At 34.2% G+C, this 23,681-nt stretch carries 19 protein-coding genes and 3 pseudogenes; 11 read left to right on the top strand and 11 right to left on the bottom strand.

Going from position 1 to position 23,681, the window contains the following annotated elements:
- The 4 genes and pseudogenes from HSACCH_RS00135 to trxB form a co-directional block, all read right to left on the bottom strand.
- Positions 1-196 (bottom strand): annotated as a pseudogene (locus HSACCH_RS00135) (glycine/sarcosine/betaine reductase complex component C subunit alpha); the annotation flags it as partial.
- Between the two features lie 10 nt (positions 197-206).
- Positions 207-1,478 (bottom strand): annotated as a pseudogene (gene grdC / locus HSACCH_RS00130) (glycine/sarcosine/betaine reductase complex component C subunit beta); the annotation flags it as partial.
- A 62-nt stretch (positions 1,479-1,540) separates the two neighbouring features.
- On the bottom strand, positions 1,541-1,858 hold the full coding sequence (trxA, locus tag HSACCH_RS00125) for a thioredoxin TrxA (RefSeq protein ID WP_005486927.1): 318 nt from the start codon (positions 1,856-1,858) through the stop codon (positions 1,541-1,543).
- A gap of 22 nt (positions 1,859-1,880) precedes the next feature.
- Positions 1,881-3,086, bottom strand: a complete 1,206-nt coding sequence (gene trxB, locus HSACCH_RS00120) for a thioredoxin-disulfide reductase (protein ID WP_005486926.1) — start codon at positions 3,084-3,086, stop codon at positions 1,881-1,883.
- A gap of 187 nt (positions 3,087-3,273) precedes the next feature.
- Here trxB and HSACCH_RS00115 point away from each other — a divergent pair, with 187 nt between their 5' ends.
- Complete coding sequence (locus HSACCH_RS00115) at positions 3,274-3,942, top strand: TetR/AcrR family transcriptional regulator (RefSeq protein WP_005486925.1); 669 nt, start codon at positions 3,274-3,276, stop codon at positions 3,940-3,942.
- 72 nt (positions 3,943-4,014) lie between these two features.
- Here the strand turns inward: HSACCH_RS00115 and HSACCH_RS00110 are convergent, their stop codons facing one another.
- From HSACCH_RS00110 to grdA, 4 genes are all read right to left on the bottom strand, one after another.
- Positions 4,015-5,595 (bottom strand): BCCT family transporter, encoded by a 1,581-nt coding sequence (locus HSACCH_RS00110; RefSeq protein WP_005486924.1) that lies wholly within the window; start codon positions 5,593-5,595, stop codon positions 4,015-4,017.
- A 96-nt stretch (positions 5,596-5,691) separates the two neighbouring features.
- Positions 5,692-7,011, bottom strand: coding sequence for a betaine reductase selenoprotein B (gene grdH, locus HSACCH_RS00100; RefSeq protein ID WP_084815717.1), 1,320 nt, complete (start codon positions 7,009-7,011; stop codon positions 5,692-5,694).
- An 18-nt stretch (positions 7,012-7,029) separates the two neighbouring features.
- Complete coding sequence (locus HSACCH_RS00095) at positions 7,030-8,355, bottom strand: glycine/sarcosine/betaine reductase component B subunit (protein ID WP_005486920.1); 1,326 nt, start codon at positions 8,353-8,355, stop codon at positions 7,030-7,032.
- A 54-nt stretch (positions 8,356-8,409) separates the two neighbouring features.
- A complete protein-coding gene (grdA, locus tag HSACCH_RS00090; protein WP_005486918.1) occupies positions 8,410-8,880 on the bottom strand; it encodes a glycine/sarcosine/betaine reductase complex selenoprotein A in 471 nt (156 codons plus the stop codon).
- A gap of 300 nt (positions 8,881-9,180) precedes the next feature.
- Between grdA and pgsB the strand changes: the two genes are divergently transcribed.
- The 10 genes from pgsB (at position 9,181) to HSACCH_RS00030 (ending at position 20,255) form a co-directional block, all read left to right on the top strand.
- Entirely contained in the window at positions 9,181-10,386 is a 1,206-nt protein-coding gene (pgsB, locus tag HSACCH_RS00080) for a poly-gamma-glutamate synthase PgsB (protein WP_005486916.1), read from the top strand.
- The gene (pgsC, locus tag HSACCH_RS00075) at positions 10,380-10,808 is read left to right on the top strand and encodes a poly-gamma-glutamate biosynthesis protein PgsC (RefSeq protein ID WP_005486914.1); all 429 of its coding nucleotides are present in this window, start codon (positions 10,380-10,382) and stop codon (positions 10,806-10,808) included. Before pgsB ends, pgsC begins: the two co-directional genes overlap by 7 nt.
- 13 nt (positions 10,809-10,821) lie before the next feature.
- A complete protein-coding gene (gene pgsW, locus HSACCH_RS00070) occupies positions 10,822-11,919 on the top strand; it encodes a poly-gamma-glutamate system protein (protein WP_005486913.1) in 1,098 nt (365 codons plus the stop codon).
- Complete coding sequence (locus HSACCH_RS00065; protein WP_005486912.1) at positions 11,919-13,127, top strand: DUF6305 family protein; 1,209 nt, start codon at positions 11,919-11,921, stop codon at positions 13,125-13,127. The genes pgsW and HSACCH_RS00065 overlap by 1 nt, the downstream gene beginning before the upstream one ends.
- On the top strand, positions 13,118-14,500 hold the full coding sequence (locus tag HSACCH_RS00060; RefSeq protein ID WP_005486911.1) for a HAMP domain-containing sensor histidine kinase: 1,383 nt from the start codon (positions 13,118-13,120) through the stop codon (positions 14,498-14,500). The genes HSACCH_RS00065 and HSACCH_RS00060 overlap by 10 nt, the downstream gene beginning before the upstream one ends.
- Positions 14,478-15,098: a response regulator gene (locus HSACCH_RS00055; RefSeq protein WP_005486910.1), complete on the top strand. Its 621-nt coding sequence runs from the start codon at positions 14,478-14,480 to the stop codon at positions 15,096-15,098. Before HSACCH_RS00060 ends, HSACCH_RS00055 begins: the two co-directional genes overlap by 23 nt.
- A gap of 204 nt (positions 15,099-15,302) precedes the next feature.
- On the top strand, positions 15,303-15,866 hold the full coding sequence (locus HSACCH_RS00050; RefSeq protein ID WP_005486908.1) for a DUF6305 family protein: 564 nt from the start codon (positions 15,303-15,305) through the stop codon (positions 15,864-15,866).
- 33 nt (positions 15,867-15,899) lie between these two features.
- Complete coding sequence (locus HSACCH_RS00045) at positions 15,900-17,189, top strand: hypothetical protein (RefSeq protein WP_005486907.1); 1,290 nt, start codon at positions 15,900-15,902, stop codon at positions 17,187-17,189.
- 195 nt (positions 17,190-17,384) lie between these two features.
- Positions 17,385-18,557 carry a hypothetical protein gene (locus tag HSACCH_RS00035; RefSeq protein WP_005486905.1) on the top strand — a complete coding sequence of 391 codons (1,173 nt, stop codon included), beginning with the start codon at positions 17,385-17,387 and terminating at the stop codon, positions 18,555-18,557.
- Between the two features lie 60 nt (positions 18,558-18,617).
- Positions 18,618-20,255 carry a dipeptidase gene (locus HSACCH_RS00030; RefSeq protein ID WP_005486904.1) on the top strand — a complete coding sequence of 546 codons (1,638 nt, stop codon included), beginning with the start codon at positions 18,618-18,620 and terminating at the stop codon, positions 20,253-20,255.
- A 164-nt stretch (positions 20,256-20,419) separates the two neighbouring features.
- Here HSACCH_RS00030 and HSACCH_RS00025 read toward each other — a convergent pair whose 3' ends face one another.
- The 3 genes and pseudogenes from HSACCH_RS00025 to HSACCH_RS00015 all read right to left on the bottom strand — a co-directional run.
- A complete protein-coding gene (locus tag HSACCH_RS00025; protein WP_005486902.1) occupies positions 20,420-21,808 on the bottom strand; it encodes an alanine/glycine:cation symporter family protein in 1,389 nt (462 codons plus the stop codon).
- A 272-nt stretch (positions 21,809-22,080) separates the two neighbouring features.
- The gene (grdD, locus tag HSACCH_RS00020) at positions 22,081-23,220 is read right to left on the bottom strand and encodes a glycine/sarcosine/betaine reductase complex component C subunit alpha (protein ID WP_005486900.1); all 1,140 of its coding nucleotides are present in this window, start codon (positions 23,218-23,220) and stop codon (positions 22,081-22,083) included.
- 10 nt (positions 23,221-23,230) lie between these two features.
- Positions 23,231-23,681, bottom strand: a pseudogene (locus HSACCH_RS00015) (DUF5940 domain-containing protein); the annotation flags it as partial.

The following is a 23,681-nucleotide window of genomic DNA, read 5'->3' as shown; positions in this document are numbered from 1 at the left end:
AGCCAATTAAGTCTACCTCTAAATCATTATAATTATTTTCAGCGATTTCTGCAGCCTTTTTTAGTTCATCAACTCCATGTTCACTATCAAGTAAAGTCAGGCCAATTTTCTTTTTATCACCAAACTCACCTGATTCAATAGCTGCTGCAACCTCATTAAACACTCCGGCAACTCTTTTCTTTACATTTTCTGTCATTTTATCCACCTCACTCGGTTTCGCCGAGAAGATTATCTGCCATCTGGCGCATAGCACCGGCGATCATATTTTTGATTTCTTTATCACTTACACTGTTTTCTTCCTTTTTTGCTCCCGAATTCTTTTCAATTACAAAAGAAACTCCATCAAACTGGTTAGTCATTCTACCTAAGAAAAGACTTCCTTTACCAATAATCATTGCTTTTTCAATCTGGCCGGCCTTCATCATTTTGGCTGCTGGTCCAACAAATGGAACTCCTGAGGGGATATGGCCCTGAGTTGGCGCAAATCCTGGCATTCCGTGTTCTTTAACAAAGCTCATCAGTTCTTTTCTTTCTAAATCACCGCGTTTAACTCCTAAAGCAGCAATCATTTTGTAATTAGATTCTGGAACATCTCCTGCACCAGCAGGTTTTGTAACTTCTGGATTCTGCATTTCTACAGAATATTTATCGATATCTTTAATATTTAAATCATTTTCATCTAAAGGATCAGTTACCAAAGAACTAATTACGGCCTGTGGTGAAGATCCTGTTCCAACTTTATGACGACCGATAATATCAGTTCTAATAACTGGACTGGCTCCATCATTTTTAGAGATTAAGATTGCAAATCCACCTAATGTATCTTCTAAAACAGGCATCTCTTTTTTGATGTGATCTTTACCGTTCATCCCTAGTTTTGCTACAGATCCACCGGCTGCAACTACAACATTATCATAAATTCCTGATTGAACTAAAGCAGCCGCATTAACAACAGCATGAGCAGGTGCTGCACAGAAACTTCTAACATCTGAACCATTAGCATTTTCACAGCCTGCCATTTCTGCTATAGCTTTAGCAAAGTTGCCTCCACCCCGTTGATTAATATCTCCACATGCCTCTTCAGAACATTCAAGTACATAATCAACATCATTTAAGTCAATATCGTTTTTTGCAGCTAAATTTTTCACTGATAAAACTGCAGATGCTTTAGCGACTAAGTTCTCTAAAATAGTATGTGCATTAAGGTTGACATCACTTTCATGAGCTCTTTTTACACAGCCAACCAATTTATTATCTAAATAAAGTGGTTCTGCATGATTTTCTAATAGAGCTTCTAACTCAGAGACATCTTCGCCTTCACCCAGTTCAATCTCCATTTCTTTTAAAATAGGGTGTTCTGCAAGCTTAGGCTCAACCTCTGCAATAAAGTCTGTGCTTAACTTTACTAAATCAAAAACGTCAACATGTTTGATTAAAGCATAAAACTCATCTTCGGGCATTATTTCACCAAAATCGCCATTTTTTTAAAAAAACACTCTACCTCAAATTATTGCAATCTGAGGTAGAGAAGTATCAACAATTATGCTCTTGCTTCTAATTCTTTTCTAATGTCTTCAACTTCTAAGTCTTCACCACTAAGATGTTCAACTTTTTCTCCATTTTCATAAAATACTATTGAAGGAAGTCCTAAAACTTTCTGCCCAATAGCAAGTCTTCTATTACCCTGAATATCTAATTTAGCAAATTTAAAATCATCAGCAAACTCTTCTGCTAATTCCTTGACATCAGGCATAATTTCTAGACAAACATCACAACTTTCACTCCAAAAGTCTACAACTACCTTACCATCATAATTAAGTACCTCTTCTTCGAAATTTTCTTTGTTAAGTTCAATCATTTTTATTCCTCCTTAGAATTTTTTATATAATTGCTTCAATCTCTTCTTTTTCGGGTTTAACTAATTTAGAAGCAACTTTACCATCTTCAAGTTTTAATATTGTTGGTATTTCTTCAATATCATATCGACCAGAAATAAGTCTGTTTTTATAAGTATCAATCTTTAAGAACTTATAGCCCTTGTCTTCAAGTTCCATATTTTCTAATTGACTCACCAGATCCATGCTTTCTTGATCGGTAACACTCCAGAAAGCTACTAAAGCTGGTTTATCAGCCTCAACAACATGATTCTGCCAGTATTCTTCTTCTTCAATATAACCCTGAGCCATTACAGCTGCAGTCGCTCCATCACCAGCTGCTGTTATTACCTGACGCACAACTTTATTTCTCACATCACCAACTGCATAAACTCCCGGTTGGTTTGTTTCCATCTGTTTTGTTGTTTCAACATAACCATGCTCTGTTAAATCAACAACACCTTCTAAAAAGTCAGTGCTGGGAACTCTTCCTACAAAGAAGAAGACGCCTGAACAGTCAAGCTCAGATTTTTCACCATTTTTAATATTTTTAACAACAGCCTTTTCTACCAGTCCATCCCCCTTGATTTCTTCTAGAACAGAATTCCAGACAAAATCAATTTTTTCATTTTCCATTGCTTTTTCCTGCAGAATCTTTTCAGCATCCATTACCCCTTCATCATGAATGACTATCATTGTAATCTTGTTGACAAATTTACTCAGATAAATTGATTCTTCAACAGCTGAGTTTCCATTACCAACTACAACTATATCTAAATCTGTAAAAAGATCTGCATCACAGGTTGCACAGTAAGATACTCCCTTACCTTTAAATTCTTCTTCACCTTTAATTCCCAGTTTTCTAGGTTCAGCACCTGTAGCAATTACAACACTTTTAGCCCTATACTCTTCGCCCTTTTTACATTTTACTACTTTTTCGAAACCATTAACTTCTAGAGATTTAACTTCCCCTCGCTTAAATTCAGTACCAAATTTTTCGGCATGACTGCGGAAGTTTTCCATCAATTCAGAAGCAGTGGTTTCTGGTACTCCAGGATAATTTTCCATATCATGATAAGTACTTGGCTGACCGCCAGTTTTTCTCTTGGCTTCTAAAACTAAGGTGTTTAGTCTGGAACGAGAACCATAAATTGCTGAGGCCATTCCAGCTGGTCCCCCTCCTAAGATAATTAAATCATATACTTCACTCATATTTTGCCTCCTAAAATGATTTGATATTTAGTTGAAGATTTAAGTTTGAATACATATTTTAACATATTTGTCATAATAATCATATTATTTCTTGCATTTTATTAAAAGCTGTTGTATCCTTAAATACATAATATTTATAATATAAAATATTTAGCTTTTTAAATTATTTTAAAGGATGTGTAATAAGATGATTGATTTTGATAATAAAGACATTAAGAAAAAACGAACACTAAAAATATTTATTGAAGCAACTCGCGAAATTATTGAAGAAAAAGGAATAAATAAAGTAACAATCCGAGGAGTTGCTAAAAAAGCCGGTTATAATAGTGCTACTATCTATAACTATTTTGATAATTGTAAACAGCTGATCTTTTTTGCCTCGCTTGATTTTCTTGGTGAATACAGTCAGGCAATGCCAGATTACATAGCAGATGCTGATGATGAAATTGATCGCTTTATTAAAATGTGGGAATGTTTTTGTAAATATTCCTTTGAAAATCCCAACATATATTATGCAATTTTTACAGATAATATTGGCGACCACCCAGAAATTTTGATGGAAAAATACTTTAATCTTTTTCCAGAAAAATTAGGTACTCCACCTGCTGATCTGCTGCCAATGCTTTTAGATCCTGATCTCTCTCATCGGGCTGCTATTGCTTCTAAACCGCTGATTGAAGAAAATTTTCTTGAAGAAAAAAAGGCCCGCCAGATGGATAATATGATAACTTATATTTATCACGGCATGTTAACCTTAATGGTTAATCAGCGAATCGAATATAGCAGTGATCAAGCTTTAAATATTATAACCAAACAGATAAAAGCAATTGTAGAAAATGCAATCTGCTGCCAGTAACATAAGTGGAAATCACCCGGCATATTGCCGGGATTTTTAATTAGTTTCCACTTTTTTATTAATATTTTTAATTTAGCCTTCTTCTACTGCTGCTAATTTTTCTTCATCCATATGGTCAACTGAAACATCAGCTACTGAGTTTATATCAACAACACCTTCTACTGCTGCATCAGCCTTTAAGGCTTTAATCATTGCCCACATTGCAAAAATCATAATAAAAGCAAATGGGAAAGCAGCCACAATTGATCCAGTCTGCAGCATACCTAAACCTCCAGATAACATCAGTGCTACAGCTAAACCTGACTGAATTATTCCCCAGGTAACTTTTAACTTTGCTGATGGGTTTTGATTACCTTTATCAGATAACATTCCCAGCACAAAGGTAGCTGAGTCTGCCGAAGTAATAAAGAAAGTTATCAAAAGAATAGTTCCGATAATTGAAATAAAATTACCAGCTGGATAATACTGTATTACCTCAAAGAATGCTGTTTCTGTAACTGCAATAGCCTCCTCAGCAACTTCCATTCCAGTTTCCATTCCCATTGTACCTAAAATTGAAAACCAGACAAAAGAAGCAAGTGTTGGAGCAAATAATACTCCACCAATAAATTCTCTGATAGTTCTACCTCTAGAAATTCTAGCAATAAATGTTGCTACAAATGGTGCCCAGGCAATCCACCAAGCCCAGTAGAATATTGTCCACCAGCCATACCAGGGTTCTGGACCAATTCTAAAACTATCTCTAACTATACTTGAAAAATAAAATCCAAATGTGTTAGTAAAGTTATTAATAATTAACATTGTTGGGCCAACTATTAAACAGATAACCATAATCAGTCCTGCCAAAGTTATGTTCGCATTAGACAAATATTTAATTCCCTTATCAACACCTGTTATTGCAGAAATCATAAATAGAATTGTAATAACTCCGATAACCATCAGGCGCACAAAATTAGTTTCTGGTACTCCAAATAGGAAATTAAAACCACTTGTAACCTGAAGTGTTGCCATTCCTAAAGAAGTTGCTACACCAGCTACTGTGGCAAAGATTGCCAAAATATCAACAGTTTTACCAATTGTTCCTCTTGCTTTAGCTTCTCCAATTAAAGGAATAAATACACTGCTTATTTGGGCAGGTTTATCGTGTCTAAACTGCATATAAGCTAGAGCCAGCGCTAAAACACCATAAGCTGACCAGGGATGTAGACCCCAGTGTAAAAATGAAGTTTTTAAAGCAAAATCTGCTGCAGCTGCAGTTCCGCCCTCCATACCCAAAGGGTTAACAAAGTGATTTAAAGGTTCAGCAACTCCCCAGAAAACTAATCCTACTCCCATTCCTGCACTAAATAACATTGCAAACCAGGAAATAGTACTAAATTCTGGTTCTTCATCAGGCTTACCTAGCTTAATTTTTCCATATTGACTTAAGGCAACCCAGACACAAAAAATAACAAATAAGGTCATTGTAATCAGATAAAACCAGCCAAAGTTCATTGTCAGATAATCAAATATACTGTTTGCGACATTACCAAAGCTGTCCGGCATGGCTATTCCCCAGAGAACAATTGCAAAAACAACTATCAATGAAATAACAAATACTTCTCGGCCTCTCTCTTTAATTATATTTCCATGTGCATCTCTACGCTCTTCCACCTATTCCACCCCTTTATAAAATGTGTTATATTTTTCACTTAAATCTTATTTAAAGACCCCTACCCCTCCTCTGCAGGAAGGGTAGAGGCTTAATATTTACATTTCTACATCAAAAACCTTTTGATCATCAATTTCAGTTGTGAGAGCATCTAAAGCTACGCCAACTCTATGATATCTGAGTTCCCACTGTTCTTCTTTACTTGTAGAAGGATCTCCAAGTGGATAAGGGATCGAAATAGTTGGAACCATTCTATTAGCACCAACAGTTTTTGCTACAGGAATCAAGTTTGCCATCTGAACAACTGTAAAACCAGCTTTTTCAATTTCTTTCACCATTGTTGCACCGCAACGTGTACAGGTACCTCAAGTGGATGTTAAAATTACTGCTTGAACATTGGCATCTTGTAATTCTTGAGCAATTTCCTTACCCATTCTGGCAGCTTCTTTCTGAGTAGTACCAGTTCCTACTGTTGAATAGAAGTAATCATGTAATTTACCTATTCTACCTTCCTCTTCATATTTGCGCATTGCATCAACCGGAACTACTACATTTGGATCAGCATCAGCTGCAGCAGGATCATAACCAGCATGAATAGTTTTAAAAGCTAAATCTTCTCTATTGTCCAGTTTATCCATAGCACTAATATTATATTTACCCCATCTTGTTGCTGAAGCAGACTGAATTTTGTCCGGATTATCAACAGGAACTATACCACCAGATGTAACTAAAGCAATTTCTGCCTCACTTAAATCTTCAATTGCCGGAGCAATTTCTACAAGATCTAATTCAGGTATAGGTAGTTCACTTTCAAATTCTTCACCATTAATCTTTTTGAGCAGCATATCAATTGCTCTCTCATATGCTGGAGTCTCATCTTCTAAGAAATATTGATGTCTAATGCCGCGAGTATAATAACCTTCTTCTTCTGCAGGTAATAATTCTTCTCCATTGAGAATTTTATTACCAAAATCGGTCATTTTTTTAACATCATCTCTCATTTTTGCAGCACTATGTCCACCCGGGAAGATATAAATATCTTTTTTAAATACCTCAACACCGGGGTTCTCAATATTCATAGATGAAATTACAGGTACATCGAACTCTTCTTTTACTGCTTTACCAATTTCACCACAGGCCATACCATAACGTCCAGCCTGAAATGCAGGTCCAGCAAAGAAAATATCAAACTCTACATCTTCTAAGAAGCCTATAATTTTTTCTACAGCTTCTTCAGTCTTACTGCCCATAAAGTTATCTCCACAGATAACTGTATGAGTAACTTCTGCATCAAGCATCTGATCATAAAGCATTGATGCTCCAACTTTTTCTTCTCTTATTTCAGGAGCGTGATCTGCAACATCTTCTCCACCTATTTGACCAAAAAATTGGTTTAAATATACAACTGCTTTTTTCATTAATTCCACCTCCCCGGTTTAGTATTCTTTCATTGTTTTTGGAGACCAGCCAGCAATTTGGTCGCCACAGAACATTGCATTGTTTTCCATGATAATTGAGCCGTCTTCTTTAACTGAAGAACCAAGAACTTCATCATCTTCCCAGCCTCCAGAAAGTCCATCTCTGGCAAGTGCTTCTAATTCTCCAATTACCTCATCCATTGGAGGTAATTTAATTAATTCAGATACATTTCCTGTGGATACTAATGCATCTGCTTTTGGATCTAAAGTTACTAATGGCTGTGAGCCACCATCTCTTCCTGTTGCTTCATTACTGACACCAACTGTTTTAACACCAGCATCTTCTAAAGCTACTATACAGCCAATATAATCAGCATCTGGATTTCCGTATCCTTCTTCTGTTACTATTGCTGCATCAACACCAAGAGATTTGGCCATCTGAGCCACAAATAGTGCTGAACGCTCTTTCTGCTCAAGCGCAACATTTAAGTTTGACATTATCACACCAACAAAATTAATTGTTTTACCGTGCTCTTCATAAAGTCTTGTAATCAATGGGAAGTTCTGAAAATCATAAGTTGCCCATTTGGAAGAACAAGGCATAAAGCTACCGGAAATCATTGCACCATCTAAAATCTCATTTGGATGCATCAAAGTTGGAAGCATTCTGTTTGTATCCCAACCATAGTTAAGGTCATTATAACCCTTTTCCTCCATCTGAGATTGAGGCTGCATTACTATTGCAACATTTGGCAGATCTGAAACATCTTCAGACCTTTTTGTTAAAGGCTCAAGCTCATATGTATCTTTATCTTCTGGCTCTAGATCTTTAACAGCCTCACCTAAATATTCTGCAAGTCTCATTCCAGCCCATCTTAAGGCATGATTCTTTTTCTGCTGTTCGCGCTTTTCGAATTCCTCATCTGTATCAGCGACTAAAACAACATTTTTTAAAGAAGAAAAGTAAGTATATTTAGCTCCTTCTCCTCCCATGTCAATTAATCCGTCCTGGAAACCACCCCAGTGTTTTCCTACAACTAGAACACTCATATCCTTTAAGCAGCGAGTTTCACCGTTTCCTGCTTGTTCGAGTTTTCCAGTCACACCAGGAAAAACAGGTCCTCCCCCTACGCGGAAGCGGGGTTCAATTGCTTCTTTAACTGGTACCAGACGAACCATATCACCAGGCTTAACTATTCTTAAATCAGCCTCAGTAATGTGTTTGTCTTTAAAAACTACTTCTAGAGCTTCTTCTTTATTTATAGTCAAAACTCCATCATCATAAGTAGTATTGTCACCGAACTCAATGTCTTTTACATAAAAATTTCCGAGTTCAAGTTTCACCGCGGTCCACCCCTTTCATAATAATTTATTCACAATCTGTATCAGGGTATGTGTTTAAATATACTCTGAATACTTCTCACGATAGGTTTTTACCTCTTCTACAATAGCGTCTACATCTATAACCATTTCCATCATGCTGATTTGATCTTCATAAACTTGATCATCAATTTCAGCTTTGATTTCTGGCTCCACGACATGATAACACGCGAGTCCCAACGGAACTCCTGCTAATGGTCCTGCAAAGGTTGGATCTCCATTTGTTACTGTTTCACAAGCTAATCCAGAAGCTTCTGCTTCTGCACCACCTAAGATAACAACGAGATTTTCCGCACCGTGTTTATCAGCAAGATCTTTTATTCTCTGCTGATTTTCCAGGTCCATAGCTCCTGCGCTTGTTCAGACAAAGCACTCAGTTGTAGTAAATACAACTTCATCTGCACCAGTTGTTTCTAAACATTCTTTAATAGCTGGCCCAGGGATACCATCTCGATCGCCTAAAATAGCAATCTTTTTACCTTCTAACATGAGTAACACCTCCCTTTTATTTTTTTTTCATCATTTTCACAATATTATAATACCATAATCATGATTATCTGTCAATCATGATTGTGATTTTTTTTACCACTTTTTTTATAATTTTCTGTTTTTTTGCGATAATAAAAAATTGAATATGTTCTCGTTTAAAAATATAGTTTTCTTTTTTGCTATTATATAATGATAGTCTTAAATTGGAATTTAATTGATATCTTTAAATCTTTGTAGTAAACTTAAGGTGATGAAATAATATAGCTTAAAGTAAAATATATCATATGAAAGGAATAACATATGGAAATAATTGTTTTTTTAGCTTTGATTATAATAATCATTGGTATCTTTGAAAGAAAAGCCCATAATAAAAATTTGAATAATATCCCTTCAATAATACATGTCAATGGAATCCGAGGTAAATCGTCAACTACTCGGCTTATCGCAGCTGTTTTAAGAGCAGGTGGTCTTAAAGTTCTTGCTAAAACAACCGGTTCTGCAGCTAGAATTATCTACCCTGATCAAAGTGAAAGAGAAATAATTAGACATGGGCCTCCAAGCATTTCTGAACAAAAAAAGATAGTTCAATTAGCAGTCAAAGAAAAAGTGGATGTGCTGGTAATCGAATGTATGGCTGTTTCCCCAGAAATTCAATGGAGTAGTGAAAATCTCTTTTTAAATGCAGATCATATGGTAATTACAAATATTAGAAATGATCATCTGGACAAGATGGGAAACAATTTAAGAGAAATTGCAGAAACTATATGTTTAAGTTTGCCTTATAATTCAAATGTTATATCTTCTGAGAAAAATTTAAGCCACTTAATTAAAGAAAAAGCAAAAATGAGAAAAAATCAATATTCAAACACAGATAATATTATTTTCACAAAAAAAGAGCTGCAGCCTTTTGAAAAGGAAGTTTTCACTGATAATATGGCCTGTGCAATTAAAATAGCTCAACATTTTAAAATTGATAGAAAAACTGCTTTAAAAGGTATGTATTCAGTCACTGAAGATCCAGGCAGCTTAAAATATTACTTTTTAAAAGGAAAAAACAGAAATATTATCTTCATTAATGCCTTTGCTGCTAATGACCCTGAATCAACAGAAATAATCTGGAATCGAGTTTCTGAAAATTTTGATGCTTTACCTGTTCAAAATCCTAGGGTGTATGCTTTAATAAATCATCGCAGTGATAGAGCTTTTAGGCTAAAAGAATTTGCAGAATTTTTAACTAAAAAAAATAGATTTAATGCTTTTCTGCTGAGTGGTGCACTTAAATTTCGTCAGCAAAGATTATTACAAAAAAGATTAAAAGCTAAAAAAAATATTTTAAAGTTAAATTTATCTATTTTCGTACATAATAAATTCAATAAGCTCTCGAATTACTTTAATAATTTAGAAAAAGGGAAAGATCTAATAATATTTGGCTGTGGTAATATTCATGGTGATGCAGAAATAATTTCTGAATTTTTCGCAGAATCTGGGGTTGAAATTAAATGTTAATAGAGTCAGTTGGAATAGGAATTTTGGTCAGTTTCATTTACACAGAAATAACAGGTTTTTATGCAGGTGGAATTATCGTTCCGGGTTACTTGGCCTTCTTTTGGCAGGAGCCCTACCGAATTTTAGCAACTATAACTACAGCGATGTTAACTTATATTGTTGTGAAATCTTTATCAAATTATGTTATAATGTATAGTAGGAGAAGGTTTACAGCCTGTGTGGTCATTGCTTACCTCATTGGCTGGTTTTACAGATCACTTTTTATTGAATATTTCCCACTCAGCGAAGACTTAAGAGTTATTGGTTATATTATACCCGGTTTAATTGCCAATGATATGCTGAGACAAGGAATTACTGCTACCCTTTCTTCGCTAACCTTTGTTTCTATATTTTTAAGATTGTTAATGCTTTTATTTATCTAAAGGAGCTAAATAAATGTTTACTAAGTGGATTGAAGGAAAAATAAATATAAGAATAATAATTATTTCTGCCCTAATTGCCTTATTTTCTCTCCTTCTCATTTCAATCTGTAGTTCTAGAACAGAACATCCAGCTTATAAAAACCAGATTAAAGCTGCTCAAAAAATGAAATTGGCTGAAGAAAAAATTTACCAGATTAAAATTGATCAGGGTTATCAAATAGATACTGCTTTGGATCCTAATAAAACTGCTTTAATTGGTAAAGAATATACTCCTATTACAACAACTTTAGGTAATTTAAAAGCCAAGAGAACTGCTACAAATCCAGATTTTGCTGCTCTTATTATAAGATACTTTGATCAACTTAATTTAAAAAAGGGCGATAAAATTGCTGTTGGCGCAAGTGGTTCTTTCCCAGGACTAATTCTAGCAGTTATTTCTGCTGCTGAAACAATTGATTTAGATGTGGAACTTATCTATTCAATTGGAGCTTCAATGTATGGTGCTAATATTCCAGATTTCACTTTTATTGAAATGCTTAACCAATTACAAAAATATAATATCTTAAAAACTAAAATTACAGCTATTTCATTTGGCGGTGACAATGATCGTGCAGATAATCTTTTCTTTATAGAAAATAAAGACAGCTTTTTCGAAATTTCTAAAAAATCAAATCTGCCTTTAATTTACGAAGCAACACTTAATGAAAGTATTGAACAAAGAATTGAAATCTTTAAAAATAACTCCCCAAATAAGAAAATAAAAGCTTTCATTAATATCGGTGGTGCCTCTGCTAATTTTGGGAATACAACTTCTTCAGTGAAATTTGAAAATGGCTTAACTATACCAGGTAAATTAAATACAGAATATGCAAAAAACGGTTTAATCTCACATTTTCTTTCCAAAAATATTCCAATTATCCACCTCTTAAATATTGAAAACCTAGCCCGAAAAAGTGGTATAAAGGTGGATCCTGTTCCTCTACCTGAGCCGGGTAAAGCTGATGTTTATTATATTGTCGAACATAATAAAAAATTGATTTTACTAATGATTATAATAATTACTTTTCCTCTATTCACTGCAATTTTTAGAAATAATAAGGAGGCTAAATAATGAAGTCCCATTTTTTAGAACTATTTTTAATTTGCCTTTTAATTTTCATAATTTTTAGTTCATTTGCTTATGCAGAAAACACAAAATATTATCCTGCTCAACCAGTTGCTATAACATGTCCGGGGCAAAGCCCAGATGGCCTAATGGTCAAAGTTGTATTGGAAAAAGAAAATGTTGATTTCTTTTATCATCCTTTTTTAGAAGCCGAAAATTTAGAAAATTACCCCACTATCTTTATTTCAGTCGGCCATAGCTGTAAAGGTGTCGGAGCTGCTGGAATAGACTTTGAATCTGAGCTGCAGAGAAGCAAAAACTTAATTGAAGAGGCAAGAGCTAAAAATAAATTTATAGTCTTAACTCATTTTGGAGGTAAAAATCGCCGAGAAGAAAGGTCTGATAAATTACTTAAAATAGTTGCTCCCTATGCCGATTATATGATTATCTCAAAAAACAGTAATTTTGATAACTACTTTTCTGAAATAGCTATTAAATATGATATACCTTTGGCTGAAGCAGATAACCTTTCGCAAATTAAACCAATAATTAGTCGCCTCTTTAACAGCAAATCTAAAAATGTAGAGTATTTTGTAAATGGTGACCAGGGAGATAAAACCATTATAATAAGTGCTGGTATCCACGGAAACGAAATAGCATCTCAATTAGCTGCTTTAAGATTAAAAAAGGCGAAAATAAATGGTGGTCAGCTGGTAATAATTCCGCGTGCAAATCCAAAGGCAATAACTGCTGGAAAGAGAAATCATCCGGATGATCAGTTACTAAATCGATCTTTTCCTGGTAAAATTGGAGGATCTATTGCAGAAAATAGAGCAGCAGAAATTTTTAATCTTATCGAAAAATTTTCACCTGATTTAATGCTGGATCTACATGAGTCAGAAGAATTTAATAGTGTTAATAAAAACTTTGTGGGCCAATCTATTATTGCTTATCCTGATGATCAAGCTATCTGGCAGGCATCACAGGCAGTTGAGTTAATTAATGAGGGAATTGATAAAAATATTGAAAAATTTGCACTTATAACCCCACCTAAAACAGGAAGTCTTGCAGAAGCTGTTGGTAAAAATTTAAACATTCCAGCTTTTACTTTAGAAAGTTGTGAAAAATTAGAACTAAAAAAGCGAATCGATTATCAGATAGAACTTATAACTTTATTACTGAACATAAATGGAGTTGAGCTGAGGTGGCCTTAAACATTAATTTTAAAAAAATAGATAAAAACAAACTATTAACTTCTATTTTTATAATTATAGCTGCTGTTATTTTACCGTATTTTACCAAAGAGCCGCAATATAATCTATTACAGCAGCTTTATCAGAGTATTACAGCTCAAGATAGTGGTTTGCTACTTTTAGTTTCAGCAAAGTTAGTTATACTTAACACCTTAAGACATCTTCCTATTTATTTAGGAGCATTTATTTTAGCAGAAAGCCTTGAAATTTTTACTCCATTTAAAAACTTTACTTTCTTAATCACATTAATCATAATTCCTATAATATACCAAATTATTAGTATAGTTTACGATATAGACTTTGTTTTTGCCGGTCCATCCTATCTTACGATTTTAATAATTTTCATTCTTCATTTTTTAACTAAAGATATTCACCATATTTTTATTAAAACTATTATTATTTCTCTTTTCTTATTTAGTATAGATTGGCTTGATATTATTCCATTTTTAAGCAATTATGGCTTTGGCCGGGGAGAAATAATAGTTTCTATTAGAGAAGTTACAGAATTTATTGAAGCAGAATATATAATGAACTTTTTCGGCTTCACATTTTCTATTATAATTATGATCAATGCTTTAATTTTAACTAGAGTTGTTATCTACTATTATAATAATTTAAAGCTGATTGAAGAAAGCCGCGAAAAAGAAGAAAAAATTAGAGAGCTAGAGTTAGAAGCTGTTAAATCTAGATATTTCAGTGAAATAAAACATCTTGTTCATGATTTAAAAACACCTTTAGTCACTATTCAGGGCTTAAGTGGGGTAATTGCTTTAAAAATAGGAAATAAAAAAATTCAGCAATATACTGAAAAAATAAGTAATTCAGCAGATAAAATGGGTCAGATGATTTCTGAAATACTTTATGAAGATAAAAAGAGGGAAATATCATTAGAAGAATTATTTAATTTCCTTAAGATTCAGCTTGCTTTAGAAGAAATAGATGAGCATATATCTTTTGATTATAAGCCCGATTTGATGATTGAAGCCAATAAAGTGAGGTTATCTCGTGCCCTAATAAATTTAATAGATAATGCTCTCAAAGCAATAGATTTTAAAAAAGGTGAAATTAATATTAAAGCTAAAAAATTAACTGATAAAATTAAAATATCTATCAGAGATAATGGTAAAGGAATAGCTCCAGATAAAATTAATAACATCTGGGAAATTGGTTACACTACAGGTATTGAAAATACTGGATTGGGACTTCATTTTGTTAAAGAAGTTATTGAAAGCCATGGTGGAAAAATTAGTATAGAAAGCAAATTAGAAGAGGGAACAAAAGCACAAATATTATTGCCGGAGGTGTCAAATTTTGAAAAAAATACTAGCAGTTGATGACGAAGAAGATATTCTATTTACTTTGGAAGCCGTTGCTGATGTTGCCGACTTAAATATGACCACTACCTCTAGGGGGCTAAAAGCTTTAAAATATATAAAAAATAATAAATTTGATCTGTTATTAGTTGATTATCATATGCCTGATATCAATGGCTTAAAACTTGTCAAAGAAATAAGGAAAATAGATAAAGAAATTCCAATCCTTGTTTTAACCGTAGACGAATCAATGGATCTAGCAGAAAAGTTTTTAAAGGCGGGTGCCGATGATTTTGCTAATAAGCCGATTAAAACTGCAGATTTAATTTCAAGAATTAATCTTCATTTAAATTATAATAAAAGCTACAAAAACGCTGACGAAAAAATTAAGGCTTTAAATATTCCCAAGGGAATGACGCAAAAAACTCTTTCTATAATTTATGATTATTTAACAAAAATTAAAAAAGCAGAAACTATTGAAGAAATTTCTGAAGGTACAAATCTTGCCTATCAAACAGTGCATCGTTACTTAAATTATATTGCTGATGAAAATTTAGTGAAAGTAAAACTCAATTATGGAAAAGTGGGCAGGCCTATTCATCGATATAAATTGAACTAAAGTAAAAACTTAATATTTTCTAATTTTTTAAATATATGTACATTGTTAATTTTAACCACCACTTGTGAAGCTTGTTTTCTTCATAATTGGTGGTTTTATTTTTTATTTTTGAGAGAAATAAGAGAAAAAGTAGGAATCTTATTATGATAGGTGAAATATAGTTATGTGAAGAAAATATCTAATTCAAAAAAGGAGGGAATTATTATGATTAAAAAAGCTTTATTTTTTACAGTAATCTCATTATTTGTTTTAAGTTTTATTACTTCTGCTGCAATGCCTGTTTTTGAACAGCCGGTTGTAGTCACAACCTGTGGTCAAAGCCCAGGTGCACTAATGGTTAAAATGATTTCTCAGCAGGTTGGAATTGATATTACCCAAAATGATCTACTAACTGCTGAAGGTTTAGAAGGAAGTGATTACAAGACTTTAATTGTTACAATGGGAACTAGTGGTAAAGGTATGGGAGCTGCAGGAACTAATATGAAAGAAGAAGCAGAAAGAATTAATAATTTAATTACAACTGCAAAAGAAAATGGGCTGCAGGTCTTAGGTGCTCATATTGAAGGTATGTCAAGACGCGCTGATGATAATGATGCCAAATCAATTGAAATCGTAATGCATCAAAGCGATGCGCTAATTATCAAAGATGCAAGTAATCAGGATGGATTTTTTACAGAAAAAAGTGAAGAATTAAATATCCCAGCTGTATTTTTTGATAAAAACAATGAAATGGGAGAAGCAATCAAAAAACTATTCGATATTCAATAAAAGTTTAACTGTTACTGAAATGAGGTGTATTTAATGTTTTTACATGCTGGAATTGTACTAATCATAATAGCAGTAACTTTTGCCATTGGAACTTACTTTAAACTTGGAACAGAGCTGGCTATGCTCCTGTCAGCTTTTGCTGCTGCTATTTATCATACCGGTGGTATTCCGGTCAGGCATTTAGTGGAGGGTGCATTTACATATTATGATGTTTCATTAATATTCATAACTGCAACTCTCTTTATTAATCTTGTCAAAGAATCTGGCGGTATAGTCTTTATGGTTAGAAAAATAATTATTAGATTCCATGAACACCGCTATTTAACTCTTTTATTTTTAACATTTATTCTAATGATCCCAGGAGCACTTACAGGTGCAGGCGCTGCAACAGTTCTAACTGTAGGTACACTTGTAGGTACAGTTTTAATGTATATGGGGATTTCTGAAACAAAAACTGCTGCAATTATTTTCCTTTGTGCTTCTATGAGTGCTGCTGCGCCGCCAATCAATTTGTGGGCGATGATGGCTGCTGCTGGAGCTAATATGCCCTATGTTGGTTTTATGCAGCCTTTATTTGTAATTACCATTACTGGAGCAATATTTACAATGTTTTTTCTGGGAGCAAAAGGAGAAAATCCAGAATTAGAAAAAATCTTAGAGGAATTACCAAAACCACCAGCTGAAATGAATTGGATAAGAGTGGGAACTCCATTTTTTATTCTAATTTTATTAATCATTGCTGGAAGACTATTTCCTTTTAAGATGCCAATCCTAGGACTTCCACTAATGTTTTTAATTGCGGCTCTAGTAATGTTTTTACTTAGTCCAAAAAAGCTAAATATTCTTGATATTGCGGGGAAAACTATAAGATCGCTAATTCCTCTTGTTGGAATAATGATTGTTGTTGGAATTCTGATTCAGATTATGGCTTTAAGTGGTGCTAGAGGATTAATATCATTAGCTGTAGTGACTTTGCCAGTCTGGTTTTTATTTGCTTCACTTTTTATTATATTGCCAGTCTCAGAAGGCTTACTGCAATATGCTGTAGCACCTCTACTTGGAGTACCTTTAATTTTCTTATTCAATATGAAAGGTTTTAACCCAGTTATAATTCTTTCTGCAATGGCAGTTATGTGGCCGCTTGGTGATATTTTACCTCCGACTGCTGTCGTTGGTCGCGCAACAGTAATAGAACTAAATTATCAGGGAAGATATTATAAAGATTTTCTTAAAACCTGCTTAATTCCTATGGCTTTTATTTTAGCTTTATGTACAATATTTCTTGTTTTCAGCAATCAATTGTCATTTTTAGTCGGAGGATAATAATTCAGGAGGTTATTTTATGGGTATTATAAATTCAATTATAGAGTTCAGTTATTACCTTATCAGTGCTTTTATTGCCTTTGTACTCCTGAGAGAAATTATTAAAACCAAAGATGCTCAGGAAGCTGTACTCTATTCAGTAATAATAATCCCCTTTATTCTTAGAATATTGAGGATTAAATGAGGTGAATAAAGATGTCTAGTAAAAATTTAATTTTAATTAAAATAATAACTGCGGTTTTAGTTATTATTGCTTTAGTTATATCAGGTAAAGCTTTTATGGAACATAGAAATTATAAAGAAGCTGTAATCGCAGGACCATCTGTAACTGAAGTTAAAACTTTAGGAGATTACTATGATCCCTTAAAAGATACGGTTGCAGATTGTAACATCTATATTTTAGATAGTGGCAAACCTGGTGCTACTTTATTTACCATTGGAGGATCACACCCGGAAGAACCAGCAGCCAATCTTAGTGCCGAGATCTTTGCAGAAAATGCTGTTTTAGAAAAAGGAAAATTAATTATTGCTATCAGAGCAAATAGAAGTGCTTCAACTGTAACTCGTCCTGGTGATGCTTATCCTCAATTTTACACTATCGAAACTGATTGGGGAGAGAAAAAATATAGAATGGGTGACAGATGGACAAACCCACTCGATTCATGGCCTGATCCAGAAGTTTATGTTCATTATCCAAGTGAGCAAATGTTAGCATACATGGATATTAGAAATTTCAACAGAACCTGGCCTGGTAAAAAAGATGGCTCTTTTACAGAACAAGTTAATTATGCTTTTATGCAAATAATAGATAAAGAAAATGTTGATTTATTTATTGATTATCATGAAGCAGAATTAGAATATCCTGTAATAAGTACCATTGTAGCTCATGAATCTGGGAGAGATATTGCAGCTATGTCTTCAATGACTTTAACTGATATGGAATTTGAAAAACCAATCAGTATGGAATATTCTCCCAAGTCATTACATGGTCTATCACACCGTGAGGTTGGAGATCACTCTGATGCTGTTTCTCTTCTATTCGAAACTCCGGAACCATTTTTAGATAGAGTTCGTGGTGTAACAGATGAAAAACTACTTTTAGAAGGTAAAGATCCTTTTGTACAACGAGCTGGAGAATTTGGTCTGCTCTATGAAACAATTGATGAAGATGGCTGGCCAATTGAAGTAAGAGTTGGAAGACACTGTTCTAGTACCCTGATGGTTGCACAAATCTGGAATCAAATGAACCCTGGAAAGGAGGTAATAATTAAAAACGTGCCAAAATATTCAGAAATAGTAGAAAATGGGGTTGGACATTATTTTGATAATCCAGAAAACGCAAATTCAGATCGCGTCTATTATGAGTAAGCTAAACGAAACTGACGAGCTTTATTATGAGATCAATAATAATTAAGGGGGATTTATTAAATGCTTAACAAAAAAATACTTACAATTACTCTCGCTGTTTTAATGGTTGTTTTTATGGGATTTACAGCAGTTAATGCTTGTACTTCGATTATGGTTGGTAAAGATGCCTCAACTGATGGTTCAGTTATGACAACTCACACCTGTGATGGTAACTATGATGCAAGAATTCAAATTATTGAAGGAGAAAAATTTGAAGATGATGCAATGACAACCGTTTACAGTTCACGCTGTCATGAAGGAATTCCTGGTTATACTGTTACTGAATTAGGAGAAATTCCTCAGGCAAAAGAAACATATACCTATTTCCACGTTGCCTATCCTTTTATGAATGAACATGGAGTTATGATTGGTGAAGCAACCTTTAGTGGTAGAGGTGAATTAAAGAACACAGATGCAATTCTAATGATTGAAGAATTAGAAAGACTAGCTCTTCAAAGAGCAAAAACAGCTAGAGAAGCAGTTCAAATCATGGGAGAACTTGCAGAAGAATATGGTTATGCTGATGGTGGAGAATCTCTAACAGTTATTGATGGTGAAGAAGCATGGATGTTCGAAATCGTAGGTCCTGGACCAATATGGTCTCCAGGAAGCGAAGAACCTGGAGCTATCTGGGCTGCTAAAAGAGTACCTGATGGCCATGTTAGTGTAGTTTCCAATAGAAGTAGAATTGATACCTTAGATCTTGATGATCCAGATAATGCAATGGCTTCTGAAAATGTAAAATCTTTTGCAGAAAATATGGGCTGGTGGGACCCTTCTGAAGAATTTATGTTCTGTGCAACATACAACCCTAATCCCTATGGTGCAGAGTATTATCAAAAACGTCGCGAGTGGAGAGTTTTATCTATTTTAGCTCCATCTCAGGATTTTGATCCTCAAGCAGATCGTTATCCCTTCTCAGTTAAGCCTGATGAAAAAGTATCTGCTCAAGATTTAATGGCTATTAAGCGTGATCATTATGAAGGTACTAGATTCGATTTAACTGAAGGTCTAGCCGCTGGTCCATTTGGTAACCCAAATAGATATCCTACACCTACCTCTGTAAAACCTGAAGGTAAAAAAGATATGGATTGGGAAAGAGCTATTTCAATGTTCCGCTGTTCATATAGTTTTGTAGGTCAGGCTCGTAGTTCAATGCCTGCACCAATCAAATCAATACTCTGGTTCGGCGAAGATGCTCCACATTCTACCGTTTATGTTCCAGTTTATAGTGGTACAAGAGAACTTCCAGAAGCATTTACTTCCGGTAGAAGAGATAAATTTGATAGATCATCTGCTTGGTGGGCTTTTGATTTTGTATCCAATTGGGCAGATCTAAAATATTCATATATGATAGAAGATATTCAAGCAATGCAGGAAAAATATGAAAGTAAATTCTTTGCTATGCAGCCTGCTATCGACAATGCTGCTCTAGAAATCTATGATTCACATGGTGCTGAAAGAACAAAAGAATTCTTAACTGACTACAGTTATAATAATGCACAAAAAGTTGTAGATGACTGGTGGGAATTTGCTGATGAGATGATTTATAAGTATAATGATGGATATATTAACTCTCCAGATAAGATTCAATCTGTTGGATATCCTACAGAATGGTTAGAAGAAGTAGGATTCGGTGAAGGCACTGTAGCTGAGTAATTAGCTCCTACTGAATCAACATAATTTATATCTAAGTAATAACTCTAAGTTCTTTTCTCTTAGAATTAAAATGACTTAGTTTTATACGCTTAAAAGAGGCAGCTAATAGCTGCCTCTTTATTTTTTAGTTAAAACCAATATTTAATTTTTAGGTTAATTATTCGTTAATTTGCATTTTTCTTTTTTAAATCTTGATTCTCGTATTCGGAATCATTACCCTCTAAAAAGTCATATTCATAATCATCATAAATCTTAGAAACAAGTGATACCATCCCTAATAATGCTACAACATTAGGAATAACCATGATACCATTAAACATATCAGCCATTTCCCAGATTACTGGAACTTTCATAACAGCTCCTAAAATCACACAAAGGACTACAGCCCAGCGATAAAACTTAACTTTTCCTTTACCAAATAAATATTTAATATTTGCTTCACCAAAGTAGTACCAACTGATAATCGTTGTAAAAGCGAAGAAAAATAATCCTATAGCAACAAATTTCTCTCCCATACCACCTAAAGCCTGAGCAAATCCAGCTTGAGTCATAGCTGCTCCGCGCATTGCTTCACTTTTAAAAACACCACTTGTAATAATTACTAAAGCTGTCATAGTACAAACAATAAAGGTGTCGAAGAACACACCGAATATAGCAACTAAACCCTGCTGTGCGGGGTGATCAACCTTAGCTACAGCATGTGCATGAGGTGTAGAACCCATACCAGCTTCATTAGAAAACAAACCCCTTGCAATACCATAACGGAAAGCTTGTTTAATTGAAACCCCAATTACACCACCAGTAGCAGCTGCCGGATTGAAAGCACCATAAAAAATCATTTTCACTGAAGGAATAATGCTTTGATAATTAATTAAGATAACAACTAAACTGGCTAAAAAATACATCACTGCCATAAATGGTACTACCCTTTCAGTAATATTAGCTATTCTTTTCAAACCACCAATAATAACCAGTCCGACCAAGATAGCAATAACAATTCCAATCACTAAAGTAGAAATTCCAAAAGCCTCAGACATTGCTGTAGCAATAGAATTAGATTGCACCATGTTACCAACTATCCCTAGAGCCATAACTATAGAAACAGCAAAAAGTCCAGCCAGAGTTTTACTCCCTAATCCATTTCTTATGTAAAATGCTGGTCCACCGGTCATTTCTCCATCTACACTTTCTTTGAATTCCTGACCTAAAACTGCCTCAGCAAAAACTGTTCCCATTCCAAAAACACCACTGATCCACATCCAGAATACAGCTCCTGGTCCTCCAGCAGCTATTGCAGTTGAAACTCCAACTAGATTACCAGTACCAACCTGTGCCGCAACCGCAGTAGATAAAGCCTGGAAAGAAGAGATCCCTGATGCATCAGCACCAACCGATTTATCAAACATTTTTCCAAATGTTTCTTTAAAAGCATCTTTAAGCCTTCTAAACTGTATAAATCTAAGCTTCCAGGTAAATAATACACCCGTTCCTAAAAGAAGCACCATCATTACCGGACCCCAGAGAATACCATTGACATACTGAAAAAAAGCCATAACATTTCCCCTTTCTTAATTTAATAAATAATTATTTGTGAAATATATAACAAATTTAATTATAACTTACTTTAAAATTTTTTTCAATAATAGTCTGGTTTAAATAATTTATAATTATAATCTTATTTTTCTAATTTTTAGGCTGAAAGTTAGAACTTATTTCAGCTCTCTGATTTTAAATATTATAAAAGATCTTCTCTATCCTATTTAAAATCAATGAGAGCTGTTAAGAATTTAAGTTAATTAGACTTTTTACAAGAAAAACTTATATTTTACTCAATAAAACCTGCCTTTTTTAGCTCTGCTCTTGCTTTTTCTTCATCTGCTTCAGCAATTAAGATTACTGGTCCTGTACATCCCATTCCTGTTTCTGCATATATATCTTTTTTCCAGAGACTTTCTTTGGCAGCCTCTATTTCTAGAATATCAATACCTGATATCTCTTCATCAGTTACTTTTTTGTTTGGTTCTTTTACTGCTTCAGCTTCTGCCGCTGAACTGCTGCTCTTAAGTTCAGATATTATATCTTTTAAACCAGCATTATTAGCTGCTTTTATTTCTGCTTTAGTAATTTCTAATAAATTACCCTTACTTACTTCTGCCATAAATTTAATCGCATTAGCAATTACTGGGGCTCCAGAAGCACGTGAGATAATTCCGATTAATTTATCAAAATTGTCTCCAACTCCAGGACCATAACCATAACCAACTGCTTCGTACTGTCCACCTGTATTAAAGGCAGAAAATACTTTCATCAGCATATTCCCGGTTAGAGTATCGGTTACCATTACATCGGGTACTCCTAAAAGCAGATCATTTCCTCTCATCACAGAACCACCATCTGCTCTTACAGAAGTTGCAAATTCAAACTCATAACCATTTTCTTTTAACTTCTGCAGATTTTTTTCTACAAGTCTTGCTCCTTCTACATTTAAAATACCTACTGTTGGTTTTTCAATCCCTAAAGATTTTGCAGCTGCTATCCCATAAATAGTATTTTTAAGCATTGAGGGAACTCGATTTGTATCAGTAGTTCCTGTAGTAGTAGCAATCAACATCTCTTTTCCCTGACCAGGAGTTACAACTCTACCTACTGTTGATACACCTAAAGGAAAACTATAATGCAAGGTAACTGCAGCATCCAGCTCATTATTATCTAATTTTTGATCCATTATAGAATGCGCATCTGCCAGACAGCTGCATTTTTCTTCTTCACAGCCGATTAAGTCTACCTCTAAATCATTATAATTATTTTCAGCGATTTCTGCAGCCTTTTTTAGTTCATCAACTCCATGTTCACTATCAAGTAAAGTCAGGCCAATTTTCTTTTTATCACCAAACTCACCTGATTCAATAGCGGCTGCAACCTCATTAAACACTCCGGCAACTCTTTTCTTTACATTTTCTGTCATTTTATCCACCTCACTCGGTTTCGCCGAGAAGATTATCTGCCATCTGGCGCATAGCACCGGCGATCATATTTTTGATTTCTTTATCACTTACACTGTTTTCTTCCTTTTTTGCTCCCGAATTCTTTTCAATTACAAAAGAAACTCCATCAAACTGGTTAGTCATTCTACCTAAGAAAAGACTTCCTTTACCAATAATCATTGCTTTTTCAATCTGGCCAGCCTTCATCATTTTGGCTGCTGGTCCAACGAATGGAACTCCTGAGGGGATATGGCCCTGAGTTGGCGCAAATCCTGGCATTCCGTGTTCTTTAACAAAGCTCATCAGTTCTTTTCTTTCTAAATCACCGCGTTTAACTCCTAAAGCAGCAATCATTTTGTAATTAGATTCTGGAACATCTCCTGCACCAGCAGGTTTTTGTAACTTCTGGATTCTGCATTTCTACAGAATATTTATCGATATC

Origin of the sequence: Halanaerobium saccharolyticum subsp. saccharolyticum DSM 6643, assembly GCF_000350165.1 — a bacterium.
Lineage (GTDB): Bacteria > Bacillota > Halanaerobiia > Halanaerobiales > Halanaerobiaceae > Halanaerobium > Halanaerobium saccharolyticum.
Note: the sequence above shows the minus strand (reverse complement) of the source record. Positions and strands in the feature narration are given on the sequence as shown.

What these genes read in the sequence shown, in the direction of transcription:
- trxA (WP_005486927.1), bottom strand. Translation starts at nt 1,858, where the DNA reads ATGATTGAACTTAACAAAGAAAATTTCGAAGAAGAGGTACTTAATTAT.
- trxB (WP_005486926.1), bottom strand. Translation starts at nt 3,086, where the DNA reads ATGAGTGAAGTATATGATTTAATTATCTTAGGAGGGGGACCAGCTGGA.
- HSACCH_RS00115 (WP_005486925.1), top strand. Translation starts at nt 3,274, where the DNA reads ATGATTGATTTTGATAATAAAGACATTAAGAAAAAACGAACACTAAAA.
- pgsB (WP_005486916.1), top strand. Translation starts at nt 9,181, where the DNA reads ATGGAAATAATTGTTTTTTTAGCTTTGATTATAATAATCATTGGTATC.
- pgsC (WP_005486914.1), top strand. Translation starts at nt 10,380, where the DNA reads ATGTTAATAGAGTCAGTTGGAATAGGAATTTTGGTCAGTTTCATTTAC.
- pgsW (WP_005486913.1), top strand. Translation starts at nt 10,822, where the DNA reads ATGTTTACTAAGTGGATTGAAGGAAAAATAAATATAAGAATAATAATT.
- HSACCH_RS00065 (WP_005486912.1), top strand. Translation starts at nt 11,919, where the DNA reads ATGAAGTCCCATTTTTTAGAACTATTTTTAATTTGCCTTTTAATTTTC.
- HSACCH_RS00050 (WP_005486908.1), top strand. Translation starts at nt 15,303, where the DNA reads ATGATTAAAAAAGCTTTATTTTTTACAGTAATCTCATTATTTGTTTTA.
- HSACCH_RS00045 (WP_005486907.1), top strand. Translation starts at nt 15,900, where the DNA reads ATGTTTTTACATGCTGGAATTGTACTAATCATAATAGCAGTAACTTTT.
- HSACCH_RS00035 (WP_005486905.1), top strand. Translation starts at nt 17,385, where the DNA reads ATGTCTAGTAAAAATTTAATTTTAATTAAAATAATAACTGCGGTTTTA.
- HSACCH_RS00030 (WP_005486904.1), top strand. Translation starts at nt 18,618, where the DNA reads ATGCTTAACAAAAAAATACTTACAATTACTCTCGCTGTTTTAATGGTT.
- HSACCH_RS00025 (WP_005486902.1), bottom strand. Translation starts at nt 21,808, where the DNA reads ATGGCTTTTTTTCAGTATGTCAATGGTATTCTCTGGGGTCCGGTAATG.
- grdD (WP_005486900.1), bottom strand. Translation starts at nt 23,220, where the DNA reads ATGACAGAAAATGTAAAGAAAAGAGTTGCCGGAGTGTTTAATGAGGTT.